The organism is Eubacterium xylanophilum ATCC 35991 (genome assembly GCF_000518685.1).
GTDB lineage: Bacteria > Bacillota > Clostridia > Lachnospirales > Lachnospiraceae > Eubacterium_F > Eubacterium_F xylanophilum.
In genome coordinates this window covers 1-19,027 of the sequence record NZ_JAEB01000037.1, presented here as the reverse complement: position 1 = coordinate 19,027, position 19,027 = coordinate 1, and the positions used below count along the sequence as shown (strand labels likewise).

Below are 19,027 nucleotides of genomic sequence, written 5' to 3'. Positions count from 1 at the left end.
TATCCTCTTACGCAGTTCAATCATTTCTGCGTTAAGTGTACGGGCATTAGAGGGCGAATGAGCACCTTCGCCGATGTCAAGACTTCCATCTTTGACTTGTTTATTCCAGTTATAAATGGTATGTGCGGGTATGCCGAGCTCTTTTGCAGCACGTTGAACGCCAATTTCCTTACCAAGTTTAACTGCTTGGATTTTAAATTCCATGTCGTATTTACGTTGTTTTTTTGTTGCCATGTGGCACCTCCTTTGGGTTGTATTATATCACTACAAACTTCCTAAGAAAAGTGCCAACTATTATTATATTACATCACTACACCAGTTTGAATACCTAGTATCATTGATAATGCTATACATATTAACGATTTTATTCTCATTCTCTATTTTCCTCCTACTTTAAAAAATATTTGTTTACTGACATTATATATTGCTTTGACTTGTCTATATCTTTCGCTTCACGCGGCTTGCCGTTCTTATACATGCTTTCAACCAAGAGTACTCAAAAGATCTATCATTTTTTAATCTTTTTTCCGAATTATTAACTGAACTCGAAAAATAATCTTCTGACGGCACTGTTCTAACATATCTTTCGTTTTCTTTTTTAAACACAGTCTCAAATTCATTAACTGGCACATATGCACCCTCAACTATATCACTGTCTCCCAAAGATATTACATATTCTTCACCACATTTAGGATACTCTTTTTGAATTAGTCTTTTTTCAATAAAGGTTTTGCCCCAATCCTTCTTCTTTATTTCTTTAAATCGTTCTGCATCATTATAATAATCAACTTCTTGTTTCACAGTCATATATCCACCATACATCATAACTGTATTAATCGTATTTTTTTCCATATCACCTTTTAAACTATCTGTAACTCTAAAAGACAGTACTGTATATGGCATCCCATTAATCACAGTAAAATCTACCTTTTCCACAGTTCCCCGTACTATATATTTTGAGTTATCATATATTTCTTCAAATGTTTGACATCTTGTTTTAAAAGAAGCCTCCGCTTTCACACTTATCACATTATCTTTACTTACTTTATGAGTATCCAATGTATCTATTTTTACTGTTTTATTCTTAGTCACTTCTTCACTTTTAGAATAATTCTCTCTTGAAACAATATCCTGCTTGTTGTTTTCATCCGATGATAAAACCTCGTTTTTGCTACAGCCAACTGTTATATTTGCAACAACCACCATAAAAAATAAAATAAATAACTTTTTCATTTAAACCTCCTTTCTTTAATTTATTTCTATGTAACTTTACATGAACATGTTATATATTAAAATAATCATATGTCAAATTTGTGCCAATGAATTATAATGTTTTTTCACATAACAGAATTCTTCAAAATTATAGCGGAGGTTTAATCGCCTCCGCTTTATATAAACTTTATATGATTCTTCTCTCGTTATTCCTGAAGCTTTGCTCCCTTGCTTTGGTTACACTTCATACATAAAACCTGCAAATTACTTCTTACAGTTTTTCCACCTTTGCTTACAGGTATTATATGATCAATTTGCAGACCAAAACCATCGGGCATGTATCTACCACAAATTTGACATGTGTAATTATCTCTTTCTGCAATTTCTTCTCTTAATTCAGGCGTCATAAGAGCTCTTTGGTTCTTTTTATGATATCCTCTTGTTGTAATTTCATAATTTAAATGTTCTAATTCGTTTTTCACCGATTGAACCTGTTCTAAAGTCATTCTCTTTTCATTAACAACATTATTTATTCCCCCTTGTTATTATATTCAATATACCCATTAGTTATTTTACAAATCTATTGACAATCCCAATTTTCTTTTAGCTCATTATACTCGCATCCATCGGGGTTTGTCAACCATAATTGTGGTACAAATACTTTTTTGATTTTCGCCATATTTTTTACCACCATTTTACCACAGTTGTTTGAAACTTGAAGGACTTAAACGGACTTAAACGGACAATTGTTCGAGAAAGATTTACACCAACAAAAAAGCCCCAAATCCACGAAAGCACTAGGATTTGAGACCTTATGAATAATAACAGGGGCACTAGGAATCGAACCCAGCTCTGGAGTTTTGGAGACTCTTATTCTACCGATGAACTATGCCCCTATATTGAATTTTTCAGGCAGCGCCTTATTGACACTGCCTTTATATAATACTATACTATTCGCTTTTTGTCAAGGAAAAAAAGCATTTTCATGCCATTTTTTTCCTTACAGCGACAAATCATATTTACAGAATATTTTCTAGTTCTACTTAATCACCTTCATACCATCAAGTCCTTTTATCTTAACACGGAAATCCAATTGGCTTCCGACAAATAAACCTTTCTTATATACGGTTTTAACGCCCTTAGGAATAGTGTAACCCGTATCCTCCAAATCGGCATAGATCAAGGTTTTTCCATCCTTAGTATATAACCAGCCGTTTTTGTCGCTCTTATAATACTTATTCTCTGAATCTACCTCATATCCGATATTGGTATCACAAGTTTCCTCATCCCATACAATTGATGTAGAAGAAATATTCTTGACATCCTTGGATATTTTCACTTTTCCATATGAGCATATCAAACTTTGATTCCCCATAGATTCGAGTGATGTTGGAAGATGTCCGTCCTTAATCGCGCAAACACCAACCGCATAATCCTTAAGTTCCCTTATACTATCAGGAAGGCTGTCAATATCACATCCTTGCAAAGCATACTCTTCGACAACCTGAACTCCCTCGTTCAAGTGAACATGAAGCCACTCAAGTGTATTAAAGCAATGTTTTTTTAGAACTTCGATACTCGACGGCAAATATACTTCTGACTCATATCTATGCCCATCATTTATCGCTCCACAAAAAGCAGATTCATCAATTAGCTTCCTGCCCTCCTCAAAAGTCACCTTCATAGGGCCCATAGATGTAAATGCTCCCTTATCAAGTTTTACATCTGTAGGAATACTCAATTCAACTTGTGACAATTGTCCCACAGGAATAGACTTTTCTTTGGCATTTAACACGAAAGCCTTTTTGCCAATTCTCTTAACTTGCTTAGGCAATACTATTTTACCAGCTTTCAAAAAACCGCCTTTGTATTTCACCAATGTATCTCCTTTGAGTTCAAAAAACTCCTCAGAGTCTATTAAAGCGGTTTTCTCCGCCACAGGTTCACTTGTGGCAGCCTTGTCATTTAGTGTATTTTCTCTCTTGTCTGCTGAGTTGCATGCACATAAGGTGATAATACTGCAAATCAGTGTTAAGCAAATAACTAGAATTCTGCTTTTCATTTATACTACAACTCCTCCACCAATTCATCTTTTGACTTTGATATTTCATGTCTATCTGATGGCTTAGCATCTGGGTTTGCATATCCCACAGGGAACATAGCTACCAAATCGTAATCCTTCATCTGAGGATAGATTTCTCTCAATTTTGGTGCATCAAAGTTTGCAACCCAAGTAGAGGCAAGTCCTAGGTCTTCCACTGCAAGCATCATATGTGTCGCCACGATAGACGCATCAACTGCAGCAAAATTTTCACCATCGAAGCTTCTTGTCCATGCACTTTCTGCCAATCCACCGACAACGAAGAATAGTGGTGCTCCAAATGTACAACCGGTAACACTAGCTACATTTTCAAGGCCCTTTTCTCCGCGAATAACCCATACCTTAAACGGCTGGAAATTCACAGCTGTTGGCGCAACCATAGCTGCTTCGAGAATCTTATCAATCTTCTCCTGCTCTACCTCTTTGTTACTGATACTTCTACAAGAATATCTCTTTCTTGCCAATTCATTAAATGACATAATTATTACCTCACTTTCCTGTCATTTTCCACCCCTTCAAAAAAGCCAAATACCCCTTGGCTACTGCCTTTCACATAGAACGAGCCTATCATTTTCACGCAATATAAGACTGCTATTTACATTCAATTCATCTTCTCCCCTAAGAACAAGAACTGCGATAAATTCGGGAGGTAAATCAAGGTTAATAACCTTTTTACCGCACCACTTATGATTTTTTTCAATCTTTGTTACCGTGAATATCGGCTCATTTTCTGATCCAAATATCTCGCTATTTTTTGACTTAGTATATTGTTCCACAAATCCTGCAGAGATAATACCTGTTGGAATTGCAACCATTCCAACACCTAAAAATGAAATCACAATTGCCATGAATTTTCCAGCTATTGTAACGGGATATATATCTCCATATCCCACAGTTAGCATAGTCGACACCGACCACCACAGCCCGGAGAATGCATTTTTGAAGTTCTCCGGCTGCGCCTCGTGTTCGATACTATACATGCACATGGAAGATGCCAGCAGAAGAATTGCAATCATACACATAGAAGATATGATCTGATTTTTCTTCTCTTTCAATACATCTACTATGACATTGAACGCATCATACTGAGCATTTATCTTAAATAATCTAAATATTCTTATAACACGGAACATCCTAAATGCAACAACACCAGCGGGAACAAATATAGGAATATAATATGGAAAAAATGTCAACAAATCAATTATCCCGTAAAAAGAAAATACAAATCTTAACCTAGCCAGTCCACCTGACATGTCCGGATAGAGAAAATCTGCAGTCCAAACTCTCAATATATATTCTACTGTAAATATTATAATCGAAATCAATTCAATTCCATCAATAATACCAGTCCAAGCTTTGAACTCCTCGAAAGTGCTCATAAATGTCACAAGCAGATTAATTACAATAACAAATACTATAAATATGTCAAATATTCTGCTCGGCACATCTTCTTTGTCACCTATCTGAATCACATGAAAAATTCTTTTTCTCATATTATTGTCCTCACTATTTGTCTTACAAGCATAGCTTGTAAGACCAGCAGTATGCGTTTCCTATTATTTCCAAAAATATCCCTTTGCCAAAAGACAAAGGGATATCTATATATATTGGTAAATTAATCGCGATAAATAATCTCGTGTCTTCCCGGTCCATTGGAAACCATCTTTACCGGAACTCCAAGTTCCTTCTCAATAAACTCGATATAATTGCGGCAATTCTCAGGAAGCTTATCATATTCTGTTATACCTCTTATATCTTCTTTCCATCCAGGAAGTGTTGTATATACAGGCTTTGCCTTGGCAAGCTTAACTGTAGTTGGGAAGTCCTTGACAACCTCTCCATCTATCTCATATCCAACACAGATTGGAATCTCATCAAGATAACCGAGCACATCGAGAACAGTGAGAGCAACTTCTGTAGCTCCTTGGATACGGCATCCGTAGCGACTTGCCACAGCATCGAACCATCCCATTCTTCGAGGTCTACCTGTTGTAGCACCATATTCTCCGCCGTCTCCACCACGTTTTCTAAGCTCATCAGCTACAGGCTCATCGAGAATCTCACTGACAAATTCACCTGCTCCAACAGCACTTGAATATGCCTTAACAACTGTTACAATTCTCTTTATCTCGTACGGTGGTATACCTGCACCAATTGCTCCATAAGCAGCAAGTGTTGATGATGAAGTAACCATCGGATAGATTCCATGATCTGGATCTTTGAGTGAACCAAGCTGTCCCTCAAGCAATACTCTCTTTCCTGCCTTAATCGCCTCATATAGGAATGAAGAAACATCACATACATATGGCTCTACCATTCCTCGATACTCTCTCAAAGTCTCCATTGTCTCATCTATATCGATTGGAGGTTTCTTGTATAAATGTTCTAATAACGCATTCTTCTGAACACAAATGCTCTCGAGTTTCTCACGAAGAGTATCCTCATCAAACAACTCTGAAACCTGAATACCAATCTTGGCATATTTATCAGAATAGAATGGTGCAATTCCTGACTTAGTTGATCCAAATGACTTACCTGCAAGACGCTCTTCCTCATATTGGTCGAACAACTTGTGGTATGGCATAACAATCTGAGCTCTGTCAGACACAAGAATCTTTGGCTTTGGAACTCCCTGTGACACAATCTCATTAATCTCTCTGAAGAGATCTGGAATATTAAGAGCCACACCATTTCCAATAATACTTGTTGTATGATTGTAGAATACACCAGATGGCAAAATATGCAATGCAAACTTACCATAGTCATTTACAATAGTATGACCTGCATTACTTCCACCTTGAAAACGCACGATTATATCTGCGCTTTCTCCAAGCATATCCGTAATTTTACCTTTACCTTCGTCGCCCCAATTGGCACCAACAACAGCCGTTACCATAGACATCCTCCTATCGTAATTCAATCTTCAAACCTCTGCATAAACAGACACACAGATTTATTATATATGATTTCCCATTCGTTGTAAAGAGAAAAATCAAACCTTAATCTCAGCTTTTATTCCAAGAAGTTCCTTGTTATCCTCTAGAATTGGCTTGATAACGTCATTGAGGAACTCTGTAACCTGACTTGGAGCGCGTCCAACATATTTTGATGGAATCATTGTCTTCTCAAGTTCTTCCTTGGTCATAGGGAACTGATCATCTTCGGCAATAAGGTCAATAAGATTATTGTCCAAACCTCTCTCCTTTACATTCTTACCGGCTTCCATTGAAAGCGTACGAATCTTTTCATGCAATTCCTGGCGGTTTCCGCCAGCCTTAACTGCATCCATCATGATATTCTCTGTAGCCATGAATGGTAGCTCTGACATAAGTCTCTTAGTAATTACTTTGTCATATACCACAAGTCCATCTACAACATTGAGGAAGAGATCAAGAATTCCATCAATTGTAAGGAATGCCTCCGCAACGCTGAGTCTCTTATTGGCTGAGTCATCAAGAGTTCTCTCAAACCACTGCGTAGCTGATGTAATAGCAGGATTGAGTGCATCGATCATCACATAACGTGAAAGTGATGCAATTCTCTCGCTTCTCATAGGATTTCTCTTGTATGCCATAGCAGATGAACCAATCTGATTCTTCTCAAACGGCTCCTCAACCTCCTTGAGATGCTGTAACAATCTTATATCATTTGAGAACTTGTGAGCACTGGCAGCGATTCCCGCCAATACGTTACAAACTCTCGTATCAAGTTTTCTGGAATATGTCTGACCTGAAACAGGGAAACAAGCATCAAATCCCATCTTCTCTGCTATCATCTTGTCAGCCTTCTTACATGCTTCCTCATCACCATCAAAAAGCTCAAGGAAACTTGCCTGAGTTCCTGTAGTTCCCTTAGAACCAAGAAGTTTCATACATGAGGTAACATGCTCCAAATCCTCATAATCCATAACAAGCTCCTGCATCCACAGTGTAGCTCTCTTTCCAACTGTCGTTGGCTGTGCAGGCTGAAAATGAGTAAATGCCAATGTAGGTAAGTCTTTGTACTTATCAGCAAATTTGCCTAATTCATCGATAATATTTACAAGTTTCTTCTTAACAAGTTTGAGCCCCTCTGTCATGATGATAACATCTGTATTATCTCCAACATAACATGAAGTTGCTCCAAGATGAATGATTCCAGCTGCCTTTGGACACTGCTGACCATAGGCATAAACATGGCTCATAACATCGTGACGAACAAGTTTTTCGCGCTCTTTGGCAACATCGTAATTAATATCATTAACATGGGCCTTCAACTCTTCTATTTGCTCATCTGAAATTCTTGGATTTCCATCTGCATCCTTCAATCCAAGTTCCTTTTCTGTTTCTGCCAATGCAATCCAAAGCTTACGCCAAGTTCTAAATTTCATATCAGGCGAAAATATAAACTGCATCTCCTTACTTGCATATCTCTCCGACAACGGACTTACATAACAATCTGTACTCATATCGTCTTTCCTTTCTTAATTTGCTTGATTAATTACAATCTATTAATTTGATTCAGGTGCTTTAATAATGCCCCTATTTAACTTGTTTTGAACGATTCTAATAACCGATTGATTAATTACTTTTTCATCAATTAAATTACTCTGAATCGCGCGGTCAATAGTATCTATTGCCTCATCAATATTGGTCGGATTATATATGATATCTGCACCTGCATTTACCACATTTAATACTGCATCCTTGTTCTTATATTGATTAATAACAACCGGCGAATCTAGTGCTTCGGTAATAACCACTCCACTGTACTCTAGTTCATTTCTGATCAAATCATTGATAACAATCTTAGACATAGATGCCATATTCATGCTGTCAACCTTTCCCAGCTTTACATGAGAAACAGTTACTATATCCGCATTGTTCTCTATCGCCGAACCAAACACAGCAATATGCTCTCGCCTTAGCTTGGATATTCCCGTATTTATTACTTGCGGCACAATCAGATGATCCTTTGCCACAGTGGTTATTCCAGGGAAGCCTGTTATATTAACTGCCAACTTTTGATTCTGACAATCTGCTATCGCCTTTCCAATTCTATCACTTACACTTTGTGCAACAGTTCCAAGACACCTTGAGGAGTAATCTCTAACGGAATATTTATCTAGAATCTTGGCAACTTCCTTGTCGTACTCACGCTTTTCTTTCTTATACTTTTTGAAAAGCTTCTTGTATCGTTTCTTGGCTCTCTTAACCTTCTTCTTATCTTTAGCCGTAAGCTTGTTCTTCTGGTCAGCCGCCTTGTCATCCGTCTTATTGGATTTTTTTATCCATGTCTTTTCCGGCGGAATCGGTTTCTCTCCGATTATCTTTGCAATGGCACTCTCCACACCAGCCTCTGCACTTCCCTTTTCGAAGCCGGCCACGTCGCCACTCAAGTCGAAGTTTAGATTGAATCCCAGACCACCCATAATCTCCGTCGCCGTAGTCTCATAAGATGGAGACTCCACTGTCGTTACCTCTTCAGGAATCGCAGCAATATATGCAGGCATGGACTCACACTCTGCAAGTTCAGCAGTAAGACTCTCAACCTGGGCTCTGTCCTTCATATTATTGGTTCTGATAACAACTCCACCAATATTATTTTGTCTTATGTATTCTTTGACTTTCTCTGAAAGTTTAGTGGTATTATCTTTTCCCGTCAAGGCATCGACTTCCACCATAATCATCTGACCTATTCTCTCTCGAATAGACATTTTCTTAACAATATTTTCTGCCAACTGATCCACTTCATTTGTGGTCAATTGAGAAAGTGATTCGCCGGAAACAGCCTTGTTATCCCCGTCCTTATCACTAGTACAGCCACATAATCCTATGCATAAAACCAATACAAGCACAAGACAAATCTTAGCTCTCATATCCTTCGCCTTTCTTCAGCCACTCCAACCTAGAGGACTGATTCTCTATCACCAAATCAATAATAGCAAGGGCCACCATGCTCTCTACCACCACATTGGCTCTAGGTGCTATTATCGGATCGTGTCTACCCTTAATCTTAATTGCAATATTTTCTTTTTTATTATTGATAGTATTCTGCTCTGAAAAAATAGATGGCGTCGGCTTAAATGCAGCTCTCACCACAATTTCAGACCCGTCACTAATACCACCTAAAATTCCTCCGGCATTATTAGTTGTTTTATAAACATTTCCTGAGTCATCCACAGAAAACCCATCATTGTTACTCTGTCCGGTTGCATTCACGACGGCAAAGCCTTCTCCTATCTCAACGCCTTTGACAGCTCCAATAGAAAAGATTGCCGCACCAAGCTTGGCATCAAGCTTTTCAAAGACCGGCTCGCCAATTCCGGCTCTCAGACCATTTATCACACATTCGACCATGGCACCTGAGGAATTTCCCTGTTCCATAAGGCTCTGTAAATACGCCTCGGCCTTCTCTGACGCCTCCAAATCCGGCATACAAAGAGGACTTTGGTCCCTATTTTCCCTTTTGCACTTCGATGGGTCAACGGCTATATCGCCAACTTGCTTAACATATGAGTATATGTCAATTCCAAGCTCCTCTAATATCTTAATCGCAACTGCACCAGCGGCAACTCGAGATATAGTCTCCCTTCCCGATGATCTTCCGCCGCCTCTGTAGTCTCTAAAGCCGTATTTCTTATCAAAGGTATAATCCGCATGTCCCGGGCGATAATAACTTGCAATCTCCGAGTAGTCACCTGACCTCTGTGAAGTATTATAAACCACCATAGAAATCGGCGTTCCCGTCGTCTTGCCCTCAAATACACCCGACAGAATCTCCACCTGATCCGCCTCTTTGCGAGGAGTTGAAAACTTGTTAGCCCCCGGCTTTCTTCTGTCGAGATACTTTTGAATATCTTCCTCATTTAACATAAGTCCCGCAGGACATCCATCTATAACTACTCCTATGGCCTTTCCATGGGACTCTCCCCATGTGGAAACCCTAAAACTATTTCCGAATATCGATCCTTGCATCATAAACTCCATGACCCAGACTCAAACCCTCATACAACAGAAAAATGTTCCGCAAACCAGGGATTGTCATCTGTTTATACTTACATAAAGCACCACATCAGGGCGCACTACAACAAATTAACATAATATCACTGTGTTATAATAACACAAACTCTAGAATTTTGCAACTTCCTAAACATTATAACTGTCCATTTCAGAATCAAATTAATATTTTCTCATTCTTTCAAGAAGAATGCAAAAAAAGGTTTATTTTTCTCCAAAAATGTAGTATACTAGAGTTGTGGAATTATATATTTCTTAAAATACGAGAAAAGTATGAAAGGAGAATTTGTGTATGTTTAGCCAGTTTTTTGGGAATTACCTTATGGGTATAGGCAAGATTTCCGCCGACCAATTTCAGACATGTATGGAGTATATGCGTTCAAACAGAGTTAAGCTTGGTTTGATTGCTGAATCCGAGGGAATCCTTACCAGACAACAAGCAGATGAACTCAACAGACTTCAGATGCAGACAGATAAGCGTTTTGGCGATCTTGCAATAGAAAAGGGATATTTGACCGACAATGATATTTCAAGGTTACTCAAGTTACAAGGTAATCCTTATCTTATATTTATACAATCTTTAGAGGAGAATGATTTTATCAAGCGAAGCGATTTGGACGATTTAATTGCGGACTTCCAGAAGGCTGAAGGACTTTCCAATTCAGATTTGGAAGCTATCAAGTTCGATGATTTTGACAGACTCCTTCCTTCGTTTATTGACTCAGAAGAAGCTGCGACTCTAGCTGCTTTAGCAATGCGTAATTTGGTTCGTTTTGTAAGCTCATATATCCGCTTAGAACGAGCAACAAAAGTTTTTTCTTATGAAGCTCCGTATATCGCTTACCAGAAGACAACAGGTGATTACGAGGGATTCCTAGGATTTGCGAGTCATGATGACAGTATTCTTGTTGTTGCAGACGGATATGCCGGAGAGTTTTTTGAAACTCCTGACGAGGATGCGCTTGATTCAGTATGCGAGTTCACAAATTGTATAAATGGACTTTATGCTACAGAGGAAAGCTACAAAGATATTATGGTAGATATGCTACCACCGGAATATTTATTTGATTCCAAGTTGGAAGATACAAATGGTTTTTACATCCTGCCTGTATATATCACAGGTAAGAAGATTGACCTTATTATTAAACGATAATGACATTGATTGGAGGCTATTAAGATGGCAACTGTACTTATAATTGATGATTCAAGAACATCTCGTAAGATTCTCAGAAATATTTTGGCTGACGACGGATACGAGGTTATAGGAGAGGCCCCAGACGGACAGGCTGGTTTTGAAGAGTATCTCAAACTCAATCCTGATTTTGTTACTCTTGATATTACTATGCCCGTTTTGGACGGATTTGGATGCCTCAAGAAAATTATGGAGCATGACAAGAATGCAAAAGTAATTATGGTAACAGCCGCCGGACAAAAGTCTAAGATGGTGGAGGCCATAAAGTTAGGTGCATCTGAGTTTATACAAAAACCTTTTGAGCCTAACCAGATACTTTCAGTTATTAAAACGGTTATATAATCGTATTATAGTTTAAAAAATACTTGTTTCGATTCATAAAAGGGGCTGTCGCACCAACAATTAAATAATTGTTAGTGCGACAGCCCCTTTTTTAAGTCATATCTATATGATTAGAAATCAAATTCTTTGTGAACTGCTTTCATAGCCTTATCTGTATCATCTCTAGCGATAAGTACTGTTACTCTGATCTCAGAAGTAGAAATCTGCTGAATATTTACATTCGCATCGAACAATGCCTCAAACATCTGAGCAGCAACACCTGGGTTAGACTGCATTCCAGCACCAACTACAGAAACCTTAGCAACATTCTTGTTTACCTTAACTTCTTTGCACTTAAGACTTCCATCTCTGTGGTTTTCTACAGTTTCAACGGCAACATCTGCCATATCCTCTGTTACAGTAAAACTGATATCCTTTGTATTATCACGTCCGATTGACTGCAAAATCATATCTACATTTACATTGTGGTTTGCAAGATGACGGAACAATTTGAAAGCCACACCTGGCTTATCTTCCAATCCAATAACCGCAATTCTCGCAACATTTTTATCACTAGCAACTCCGCTAACAAGCATCTTTTCCATCTTAGCATCCTCCTTAACAATTGTTCCTTCTGATGTATTCAAACTTGAGCGCACAACTAACTGTACACCATACTTCTTTGCCATTTCAACTGAGCGATTATGTAATACGCCCGCTCCAAGACTGGCAAGTTCCAGCATCTCATCGTATGTAATTTCATTTAACTTCTTTGCATCCGGAACAATCCTTGGATCCGCTGTATAGACGCCATCAACGTCTGTATAAATCTCACAAGCATCTGCATGCAATGTAGCAGCAAGTGCCACAGCAGTTGTATCTGATCCTCCTCGTCCCAAAGTGGTATAGTCATCATACTTGCTCACACCTTGGAATCCTGTGACGATAACAATTTTCTTTTGCTCGAGCTCATGAGTGATTCTCTCTTTGTCTATCTTTTTAAGTCTTGCATTTCCAGCAACCGCTGAAGTATGCATAGCAACCTGGAACGCATTAAGCGAAACGGCTGGTACACCAAGTGAATGCATAGCCATAGCCATAAGTGCAACACTTGTCTGCTCACCTGTTGTGAGGAGCATATCTAGCTCTCTCTTAGGGGCATTGGGATTTATATCTTTGGCCATGTCAAGCAACACATCTGTCTGCTTACCCATTGCAGATAATACTACAACAACGTCATTTCCTTTTTTGTAATCTTCGATACATCGCTTTGCAACATTAAAGATTCTCTCTTTGTCTGCAACCGAAGTACCACCGAACTTCTTTACAATTAACATCTTGACTCTCCTCTGCTTTATTATAAATGATATATTGATTAACTAACACGAATTCTCGTGATTGTTCCCTCAAGTTTTTCATACATGTCGGCAAAATCTGCCTCCTTGATTTCCTTGGTGATAAATCCACACTCTCCGCTGATACCAGCATCGATCCACTGTACCTCACCAAATACACTCTCAACATCATTCTTAGATTTTTCCTGAACACGTACAAAGAAACGGTTGGACATTTCTCCAAATGGTGCTATCTCAAGTGGCTGTGGATCCCAATTGATATTAATATTATCATTGATATGTCTCACTGCCATAACAACATCTGCCACAACTGCACTTGCTGTAGGAAGCATACCAGCTCCAGCTCCGTAGAACATCGCATCTCCCAACATATTTCCTGTCACACAGATTGCATTAAATACATCATTAACTGAGTACAATGGATTTGCATTGTCAACAATCTGAGGTGCAACCATAGCATATACTTTTCCGTCAACTTTTCTACTTGTTCCAAAAATCTTAACTGCACTACCAATCTTCTTGGCATACGCAAAGTCCTCTGGAGTAATCTTTGTTATTCCCTCTGTATAAATATCCTCATAATTAACCTGTTGGCCGTAAGCCAAAGATGTAAGGATGGCAATCTTTCTACATGCATCAAATCCCTCAACGTCTGCTGTTGGATCCTTCTCTGCATAACCAAGATCCTGAGCGACCTTGAGAACCTCTGCAAACTCAGCTCCCTCATTTGCCATCTTAGTCAAAATGAAGTTTGTTGTACCATTAAGGATACCATTAATCTGAGTGATTTCATCTGCTGTAATACAATCGATAAGTGGACGTATAATAGGAATTCCTCCACCTACACTTGCTTCGAAAAAGAAGTTAACACTCTTTTCCTTGGCAATTGCTATTAACTCTGCTCCGTGAGCTGCAACCAACTCTTTGTTTGATGAACAAACACTCTTGCCCTTGAGAAGTGCATTTTTGACAAATTCAAATGCAGGCTTGGTTCCTCCCATGGTCTCTACAATAATATCTATATTATCATCATTTAAAATATCATTGTAATCATGAGTAAGAATATCCTGTACCGGATCTCCCGGAAAATCTCTCAAGTCCAAAACTCTTGTGACTTGAACATTTTTACCAGTATTCTTCTTCAACACTTCTGAGTTAGTCTGAATTACTTTGACTACTCCGGCTCCAATTGTTCCGTATCCTAATACTGCAACATTCATGTTTTTCTTCCTCTCTTTGTATTATTGTAATCCCAAATACAATTTATTCAAAATCCGTTTGGCGTACACACTCATAGTCCTCTGGACTAATCATTGTCTTCGGATCTAGAATTAACATTAATTCATCGTTGTAATTTACAACATAATCTACATATCTTGTTCCCTCCGTCCTTGCAACTTCAGGAAACTCCTTAACTTTATCATCAGTTAGCTTAAATACCTTATCAACTGAATCAAGGACACATACCAGAGACAATTCACCCGATGTGACGATAATCATCTTGGTTGTCTCAGTCACCTCTCTCTTAGGCATCCCAAGCAATGTATGAAGATCAAATACAGGATAAATAGTATCTCTCACTTGAACTTGCCCCAAAATACACGATGGTGTTCCGGGAACAGGAGTAATCTCGCGATAATTTTCCAAACTCCTCATACAACTAATATCAAATCCAAACTTTTTATCACCAACTTCAAAAGCTATAATCTCTCTCATTCGCTCCTCCATTTTAGGTATCCATTGATGAACATATCTAGGTCGCCGTCAAGCACAGCACTTACGTTACCTGATTCCACACCGGTTCTATGATCTTTGACCATAGTATATGGCTGCATAACATAAGATCTAATCTGACTTCCCCAACCAATTTCCTTCTGTTCACCTCGAATATCTGATTCTTTGTCAAGGTTTTCTTGTTCTCTCAAGAGGAGCAGTTTGGCTTTCAACATTTGCATAGCCTTATCCTTATTCATATGCTGAGATCTCTCATTCTGACACTGAACCACAATTCCCGTAGGAAAGTGAGTAATTCTGATAGCAGATGATGTCTTGTTGATATGCTGTCCACCGGCACCACTTGATCGATATGTGTCGATTCGAATATCGTCATCCGCAATTTCTATATCAATATCATTTTCTATCTCAGGCATAACGTCACATGACACAAAAGATGTCTGTCTCTTACCTGCCGCATTAAATGGTGATATACGAACAAGTCTGTGTACGCCGTGCTCACTCTTCAAATATCCATAGGCATTGACTCCATTTATCTGGAGGGTTATAGACTTAAGGCCCGCTTCTTCTCCATCGAGATAATCCAGGACTTCAACTGAAAATCCCTTTTTCTCTGCCCATCTCTGGTACATTCTCGACAGCATACTGGCCCAATCACAACTTTCTGTTCCGCCGGCTCCTGCATGCAATGTCAAAATCGCATTATTCTCATCATACTCGCCATTGAGCAAAGTTGTGATTCTCAAATCATCAAATTCTTCCTTAAAGGCTTTGAGCTCATCTCCGATTTCCTGAACAAGCTCTTCATCTTCATCTTCATATGCCATCTCTATAAGAGTCATGATATCCTCATACTGCGCAGCCAAGCCGTCAGCTCGCTCCACAATTTGCTTCAAATCCTTGACTTCTTTCATGGCACGACTTGCCTTCTCGGCATCATCCCAGAAATTAGGAGCCTCCATATTCTTTTCAAGTTCTTCTATAAGAAGACGCTTATCATCTAACTTTAGCGAGCCTCGAACTTCCTCCAAAGGTTGTTCATAACCCGAGAGCTCGACTTTAAAATTATCTAATTCAACCACGAAGAATCTCTACCTTCCGCAACAATATTTGTATTTCTTACCTGATCCACATGGACAAGGAGCATTTCTGCTGATCTTTTCTTCTTTTCTTTGAACAGGGGCATTGGCTGAGTCATCTTTGTTTGTTCCTGTTGCCTTGGCAACCTGCTCTCTCTCAACCTTCTGCTCCACTCTGATATGCATGAGAGCACGAATCGTCTCCTCGCGGATAGAATCTGTCATCTCTGCAAACATATCATAACTCTGGAATCTATACTCTGTTACAGGATCTCTCTGGCCATATGCCTGGAGTCCGATTCCCTGTCTCAACTGATCCATATCATCGATATGATTCATCCAATGCTGATCTGTAACTTTGAGAAGAATTACTCGCTCAACCTCACGGATCTGCTCTTCATCAGGGAATTCTTTTTCCTTTTCTGCATAAATTCTATCAGCCTCTTCCTTGAGATCCTCGATAAGCATATCAACAGTCTTTCCTGCATCCTTATCCGGATCAAAAGTAATAGGCTTAAATGGAATGATAGGAATAAGATTTGCATTCAACTCATCCAAATTCCAATCTTCCGGAATCTTAGCCTCACCGATAATACGATTAACGTACTTCTCGATAATCTCGTAGTACATGTTCTGAACGGTTTCCTTCATGCTTTCCCCGTCAAGAACCTTCTTACGTTCAGCGTAAATAAGCTCACGCTGCTGATTGTTAATTATATCATACTCGAGCAAATTCTTACGAATTCCGTAGTTATTGCTCTCTATCTTCATCTGTGCTTTTTCGATGGCCTTGTTGAGCATTCTATGCTGAATCGGCTCTCCCTCAGGCATACCAAGTGAATTAAATACATTCATAAGATTCTGTGAACCAAACAATCTCATGAGGTCATCTTCCAATGAGATGTAGAACTTAGATTCACCGGGATCTCCCTGACGACCGGCACGTCCACGAAGCTGATTGTCGATACGTCTTGATTCATGTCTCTCTGTACCGATAATTCTGAGTCCACCAAGTTCTGTAACGCCCTCACCGAGCTTGATATCAGTACCACGACCAGCCATGTTTGTGGCAATAGTGACAGCTCCTGCCAAACCTGCATCCGCTACAATCTCAGCCTCAAGCTCATGATACTTAGCATTCAATACCTTGTGCTTAATTCCACGCTTGCGAAGCATATTACTGAGTTCCTCGGAAGCCTCAATTGTAATCGTACCTACAAGTACAGGCTGCTTTCTCTCGTAACTCTCTTCGATAGCATCAACGATAGCATTGAGCTTTTCCTTCTTAGTCTTATATACAGAATCATTGTGGTCGATACGTGCAACAGGCTTGTTAGTTGGAACCTCAACAACATCCATTCCGTAGATCTCACGGAACTCTTTCTCTTCTGTAAGAGCCGTACCTGTCATACCACATTTCTTATCATACTTATTAAAGAAGTTCTGGAATGTAATAGTCGCAAGAGTCTTACTCTCTCTCTTAACCTTTACATGTTCCTTCGCCTCTATAGCCTGATGGAGTCCATCAGAATATCTTCTACCCGGCATAATACGTCCGGTAAATTCATCTACAATGAGAACCTCATCATCATTTACCACATAGTCCTTATCAAGGAACATGAGGTTATGCGCTCTAAGAGCAAGGTTGATGCAGTGCTGAATCTCCAAATGCTCCGGATCAGCCAAGTTCTCTATGTGGAAGAATCTCTCAACCTTAGCAACACCCTGTGCAGTGAGGTTAACAGTCTTTTCCTTTTCATCTACAACAAAGTCACCTGTCTCCTCGTCATCCTCTTGCATAAGGATATCCATCTTAGAAAGTTCCTTCGCCGTTCCTTTTTTAAGCTGTCTTGCAAGATTGTCACATGCCTCATAAATCTTTGTAGACTTTCCACTACTTCCGGATATAATCAGCGGAGTTCTCGCCTCGTCGATGAGAACCGAATCCACCTCGTCCACGATTGCATAGTGCAACTTTCTCTGAACGAGCTGCTCCTTATATATAACCATGTTATCACGAAGATAATCAAATCCAAGTTCGTTGTTTGTAGCATATGTAATATCGCATTCATATGCCGCTCTTCTCTCATCATTATCCATGCTATTGAGGATAACACCCACTGTCAAGCCGAGGAATTCATGAATCTGTCCCATCCACTCCGCATCACGCTTAGCAAGATAGTCATTGACAGTTACGATGTGAACTCCCTTTCCTTCCAACGCATTGAGATAAGCCGGCAAAGTTGAAACAAGTGTTTTACCTTCACCGGTACGCATCTCAGTAATACGTCCCTGATGCAAGATAACTCCACCAATCAACTGTACATGATAGTGTCTCATTCCCAGCGTACGCTTTGCAGCCTCTCTAACTACCGCATAAGCTTCCGGCAGGATATCATCAAGAGTCTCTCTTCCCGCGAGTCTCTCCTTAAACTCAACTGTTTTATGCTTCAACTCATCATCAGTCAACCTCTCCATCTCCGGCTCAAGCGACTCAATCTTGTTGACTATTGGAAGTATTCTCTTAACTTCCCTTTCGCTATGGGTTCCGATTACTTTTGTTAAAAATCCCATTCTTTCACTCTCCATTTATATTTATCGTATGCATGAAAAATATTCCGCCACGCATTTATCGCATGATATAGGTACACACTATATTATTTTATCACTATGCGCGCATTGTTTCAATCTTTTTTTTGAATTTTTTGACAAAAATCATGACCACCGGCTTAGCCGGTGGTTTGTTCTGCGGCTATAAGCCGCTGTTCCCTGCTTGCGTCTAAAGACGCACTGAACAGTCCGCCAACCGCACTACATTTTCTGGCAGAGCCCCTTGGGCTCATGAATTTACTTGCCTTGTTTTACCGGCTCACCCGTAAACGGGTCATAATACTCTTTCAATGACATTTGATCGTATTCCAAATCCTCTTGTATCTGATTACGTATATACTCCTGTATTTTCTTTGCATTTTTCCCAACAGTATCTACATAATAACCTCGACACCAAAAATGCCGATTTCCGTACTTATATTTTA

The 19,027-nt window shown here is 39.3% G+C and carries 18 protein-coding genes and 1 tRNA gene; 2 read left to right on the top strand and 17 right to left on the bottom strand.

The features are described from left to right. The 11 genes from L877_RS0106750 to aroC all read right to left on the bottom strand — a co-directional run. Positions 1-234, bottom strand: a 234-nt coding sequence (locus tag L877_RS0106750) for a transposase (protein ID WP_026835426.1), incomplete at its 3' end; no start/stop codon positions are given. Between the two features lie 204 nt (positions 235-438). Beyond that, entirely contained in the window at positions 439-1,233 is a 795-nt protein-coding gene (locus tag L877_RS0106745; RefSeq protein ID WP_026835425.1) for a hypothetical protein, read from the bottom strand. Positions 1,234-1,418: 185 nt separating this feature from the next. Then, on the bottom strand, positions 1,419-1,718 hold the full coding sequence (locus tag L877_RS0106740) for an HNH endonuclease (RefSeq protein ID WP_084554807.1): 300 nt from the start codon (positions 1,716-1,718) through the stop codon (positions 1,419-1,421). Positions 1,719-2,037: 319 nt separating this feature from the next. Then, a tRNA-Trp gene (locus L877_RS0106730) sits at positions 2,038-2,108 on the bottom strand. 143 nt (positions 2,109-2,251) lie between these two features. Then, positions 2,252-3,274 carry a leucine-rich repeat protein gene (locus L877_RS0106725; RefSeq protein ID WP_026835423.1) on the bottom strand — a complete coding sequence of 341 codons (1,023 nt, stop codon included), beginning with the start codon at positions 3,272-3,274 and terminating at the stop codon, positions 2,252-2,254. Positions 3,275-3,279: 5 nt separating this feature from the next. Continuing rightward, positions 3,280-3,792: a nitroreductase family protein gene (locus tag L877_RS0106720; protein WP_026835422.1), complete on the bottom strand. Its 513-nt coding sequence runs from the start codon at positions 3,790-3,792 to the stop codon at positions 3,280-3,282. Between the two features lie 60 nt (positions 3,793-3,852). Beyond that, a complete protein-coding gene (locus L877_RS0106715; protein WP_026835421.1) occupies positions 3,853-4,806 on the bottom strand; it encodes an ion transporter in 954 nt (317 codons plus the stop codon). A 122-nt stretch (positions 4,807-4,928) separates the two neighbouring features. After that, a complete protein-coding gene (locus L877_RS0106710; protein ID WP_026835420.1) occupies positions 4,929-6,209 on the bottom strand; it encodes an adenylosuccinate synthase in 1,281 nt (426 codons plus the stop codon). Positions 6,210-6,305: 96 nt separating this feature from the next. Further along, positions 6,306-7,760, bottom strand: coding sequence for an adenylosuccinate lyase (purB, locus tag L877_RS0106705; protein ID WP_026835419.1), 1,455 nt, complete (start codon positions 7,758-7,760; stop codon positions 6,306-6,308). Between the two features lie 42 nt (positions 7,761-7,802). Beyond that, entirely contained in the window at positions 7,803-9,170 is a 1,368-nt protein-coding gene (locus L877_RS0106700) for a glycoside hydrolase family 3 N-terminal domain-containing protein (protein ID WP_026835418.1), read from the bottom strand. Then, entirely contained in the window at positions 9,160-10,269 is a 1,110-nt protein-coding gene (gene aroC, locus L877_RS0106695) for a chorismate synthase (RefSeq protein WP_026835417.1), read from the bottom strand. The genes L877_RS0106700 and aroC overlap by 11 nt, the downstream gene beginning before the upstream one ends. 334 nt (positions 10,270-10,603) lie before the next feature. Between aroC and L877_RS0106690 the strand changes: the two genes are divergently transcribed. Further along, a complete protein-coding gene (locus L877_RS0106690) occupies positions 10,604-11,464 on the top strand; it encodes a chemotaxis protein CheX (RefSeq protein ID WP_026835416.1) in 861 nt (286 codons plus the stop codon). A gap of 24 nt (positions 11,465-11,488) precedes the next feature. Continuing rightward, positions 11,489-11,845, top strand: a complete 357-nt coding sequence (locus L877_RS0106685; protein WP_026835415.1) for a response regulator — start codon at positions 11,489-11,491, stop codon at positions 11,843-11,845. Between the two features lie 110 nt (positions 11,846-11,955). Here L877_RS0106685 and L877_RS0106680 read toward each other — a convergent pair whose 3' ends face one another. From L877_RS0106680 to L877_RS0106655, 6 genes are all read right to left on the bottom strand, one after another. Continuing rightward, positions 11,956-13,161 carry an aspartate kinase gene (locus L877_RS0106680; RefSeq protein WP_026835414.1) on the bottom strand — a complete coding sequence of 402 codons (1,206 nt, stop codon included), beginning with the start codon at positions 13,159-13,161 and terminating at the stop codon, positions 11,956-11,958. A gap of 38 nt (positions 13,162-13,199) precedes the next feature. Then, on the bottom strand, positions 13,200-14,399 hold the full coding sequence (locus L877_RS0106675) for a homoserine dehydrogenase (RefSeq protein WP_026835413.1): 1,200 nt from the start codon (positions 14,397-14,399) through the stop codon (positions 13,200-13,202). Positions 14,400-14,442: 43 nt separating this feature from the next. Further along, a complete protein-coding gene (locus tag L877_RS0106670; protein WP_026835412.1) occupies positions 14,443-14,895 on the bottom strand; it encodes a chemotaxis protein CheW in 453 nt (150 codons plus the stop codon). Further along, on the bottom strand, positions 14,892-15,995 hold the full coding sequence (gene prfB, locus L877_RS0106665; RefSeq protein ID WP_026835411.1) for a peptide chain release factor 2: 1,104 nt from the start codon (positions 15,993-15,995) through the stop codon (positions 14,892-14,894). The genes L877_RS0106670 and prfB overlap by 4 nt, the downstream gene beginning before the upstream one ends. A 9-nt stretch (positions 15,996-16,004) precedes the next feature. Continuing rightward, positions 16,005-18,566, bottom strand: a complete 2,562-nt coding sequence (secA, locus tag L877_RS0106660) for a preprotein translocase subunit SecA (RefSeq protein ID WP_026835410.1) — start codon at positions 18,564-18,566, stop codon at positions 16,005-16,007. Between the two features lie 273 nt (positions 18,567-18,839). Next, the coding region (locus tag L877_RS0106655) for an IS200/IS605 family transposase (RefSeq protein ID WP_026835409.1) at positions 18,840-19,027 on the bottom strand (188 nt) is incomplete at its 5' end.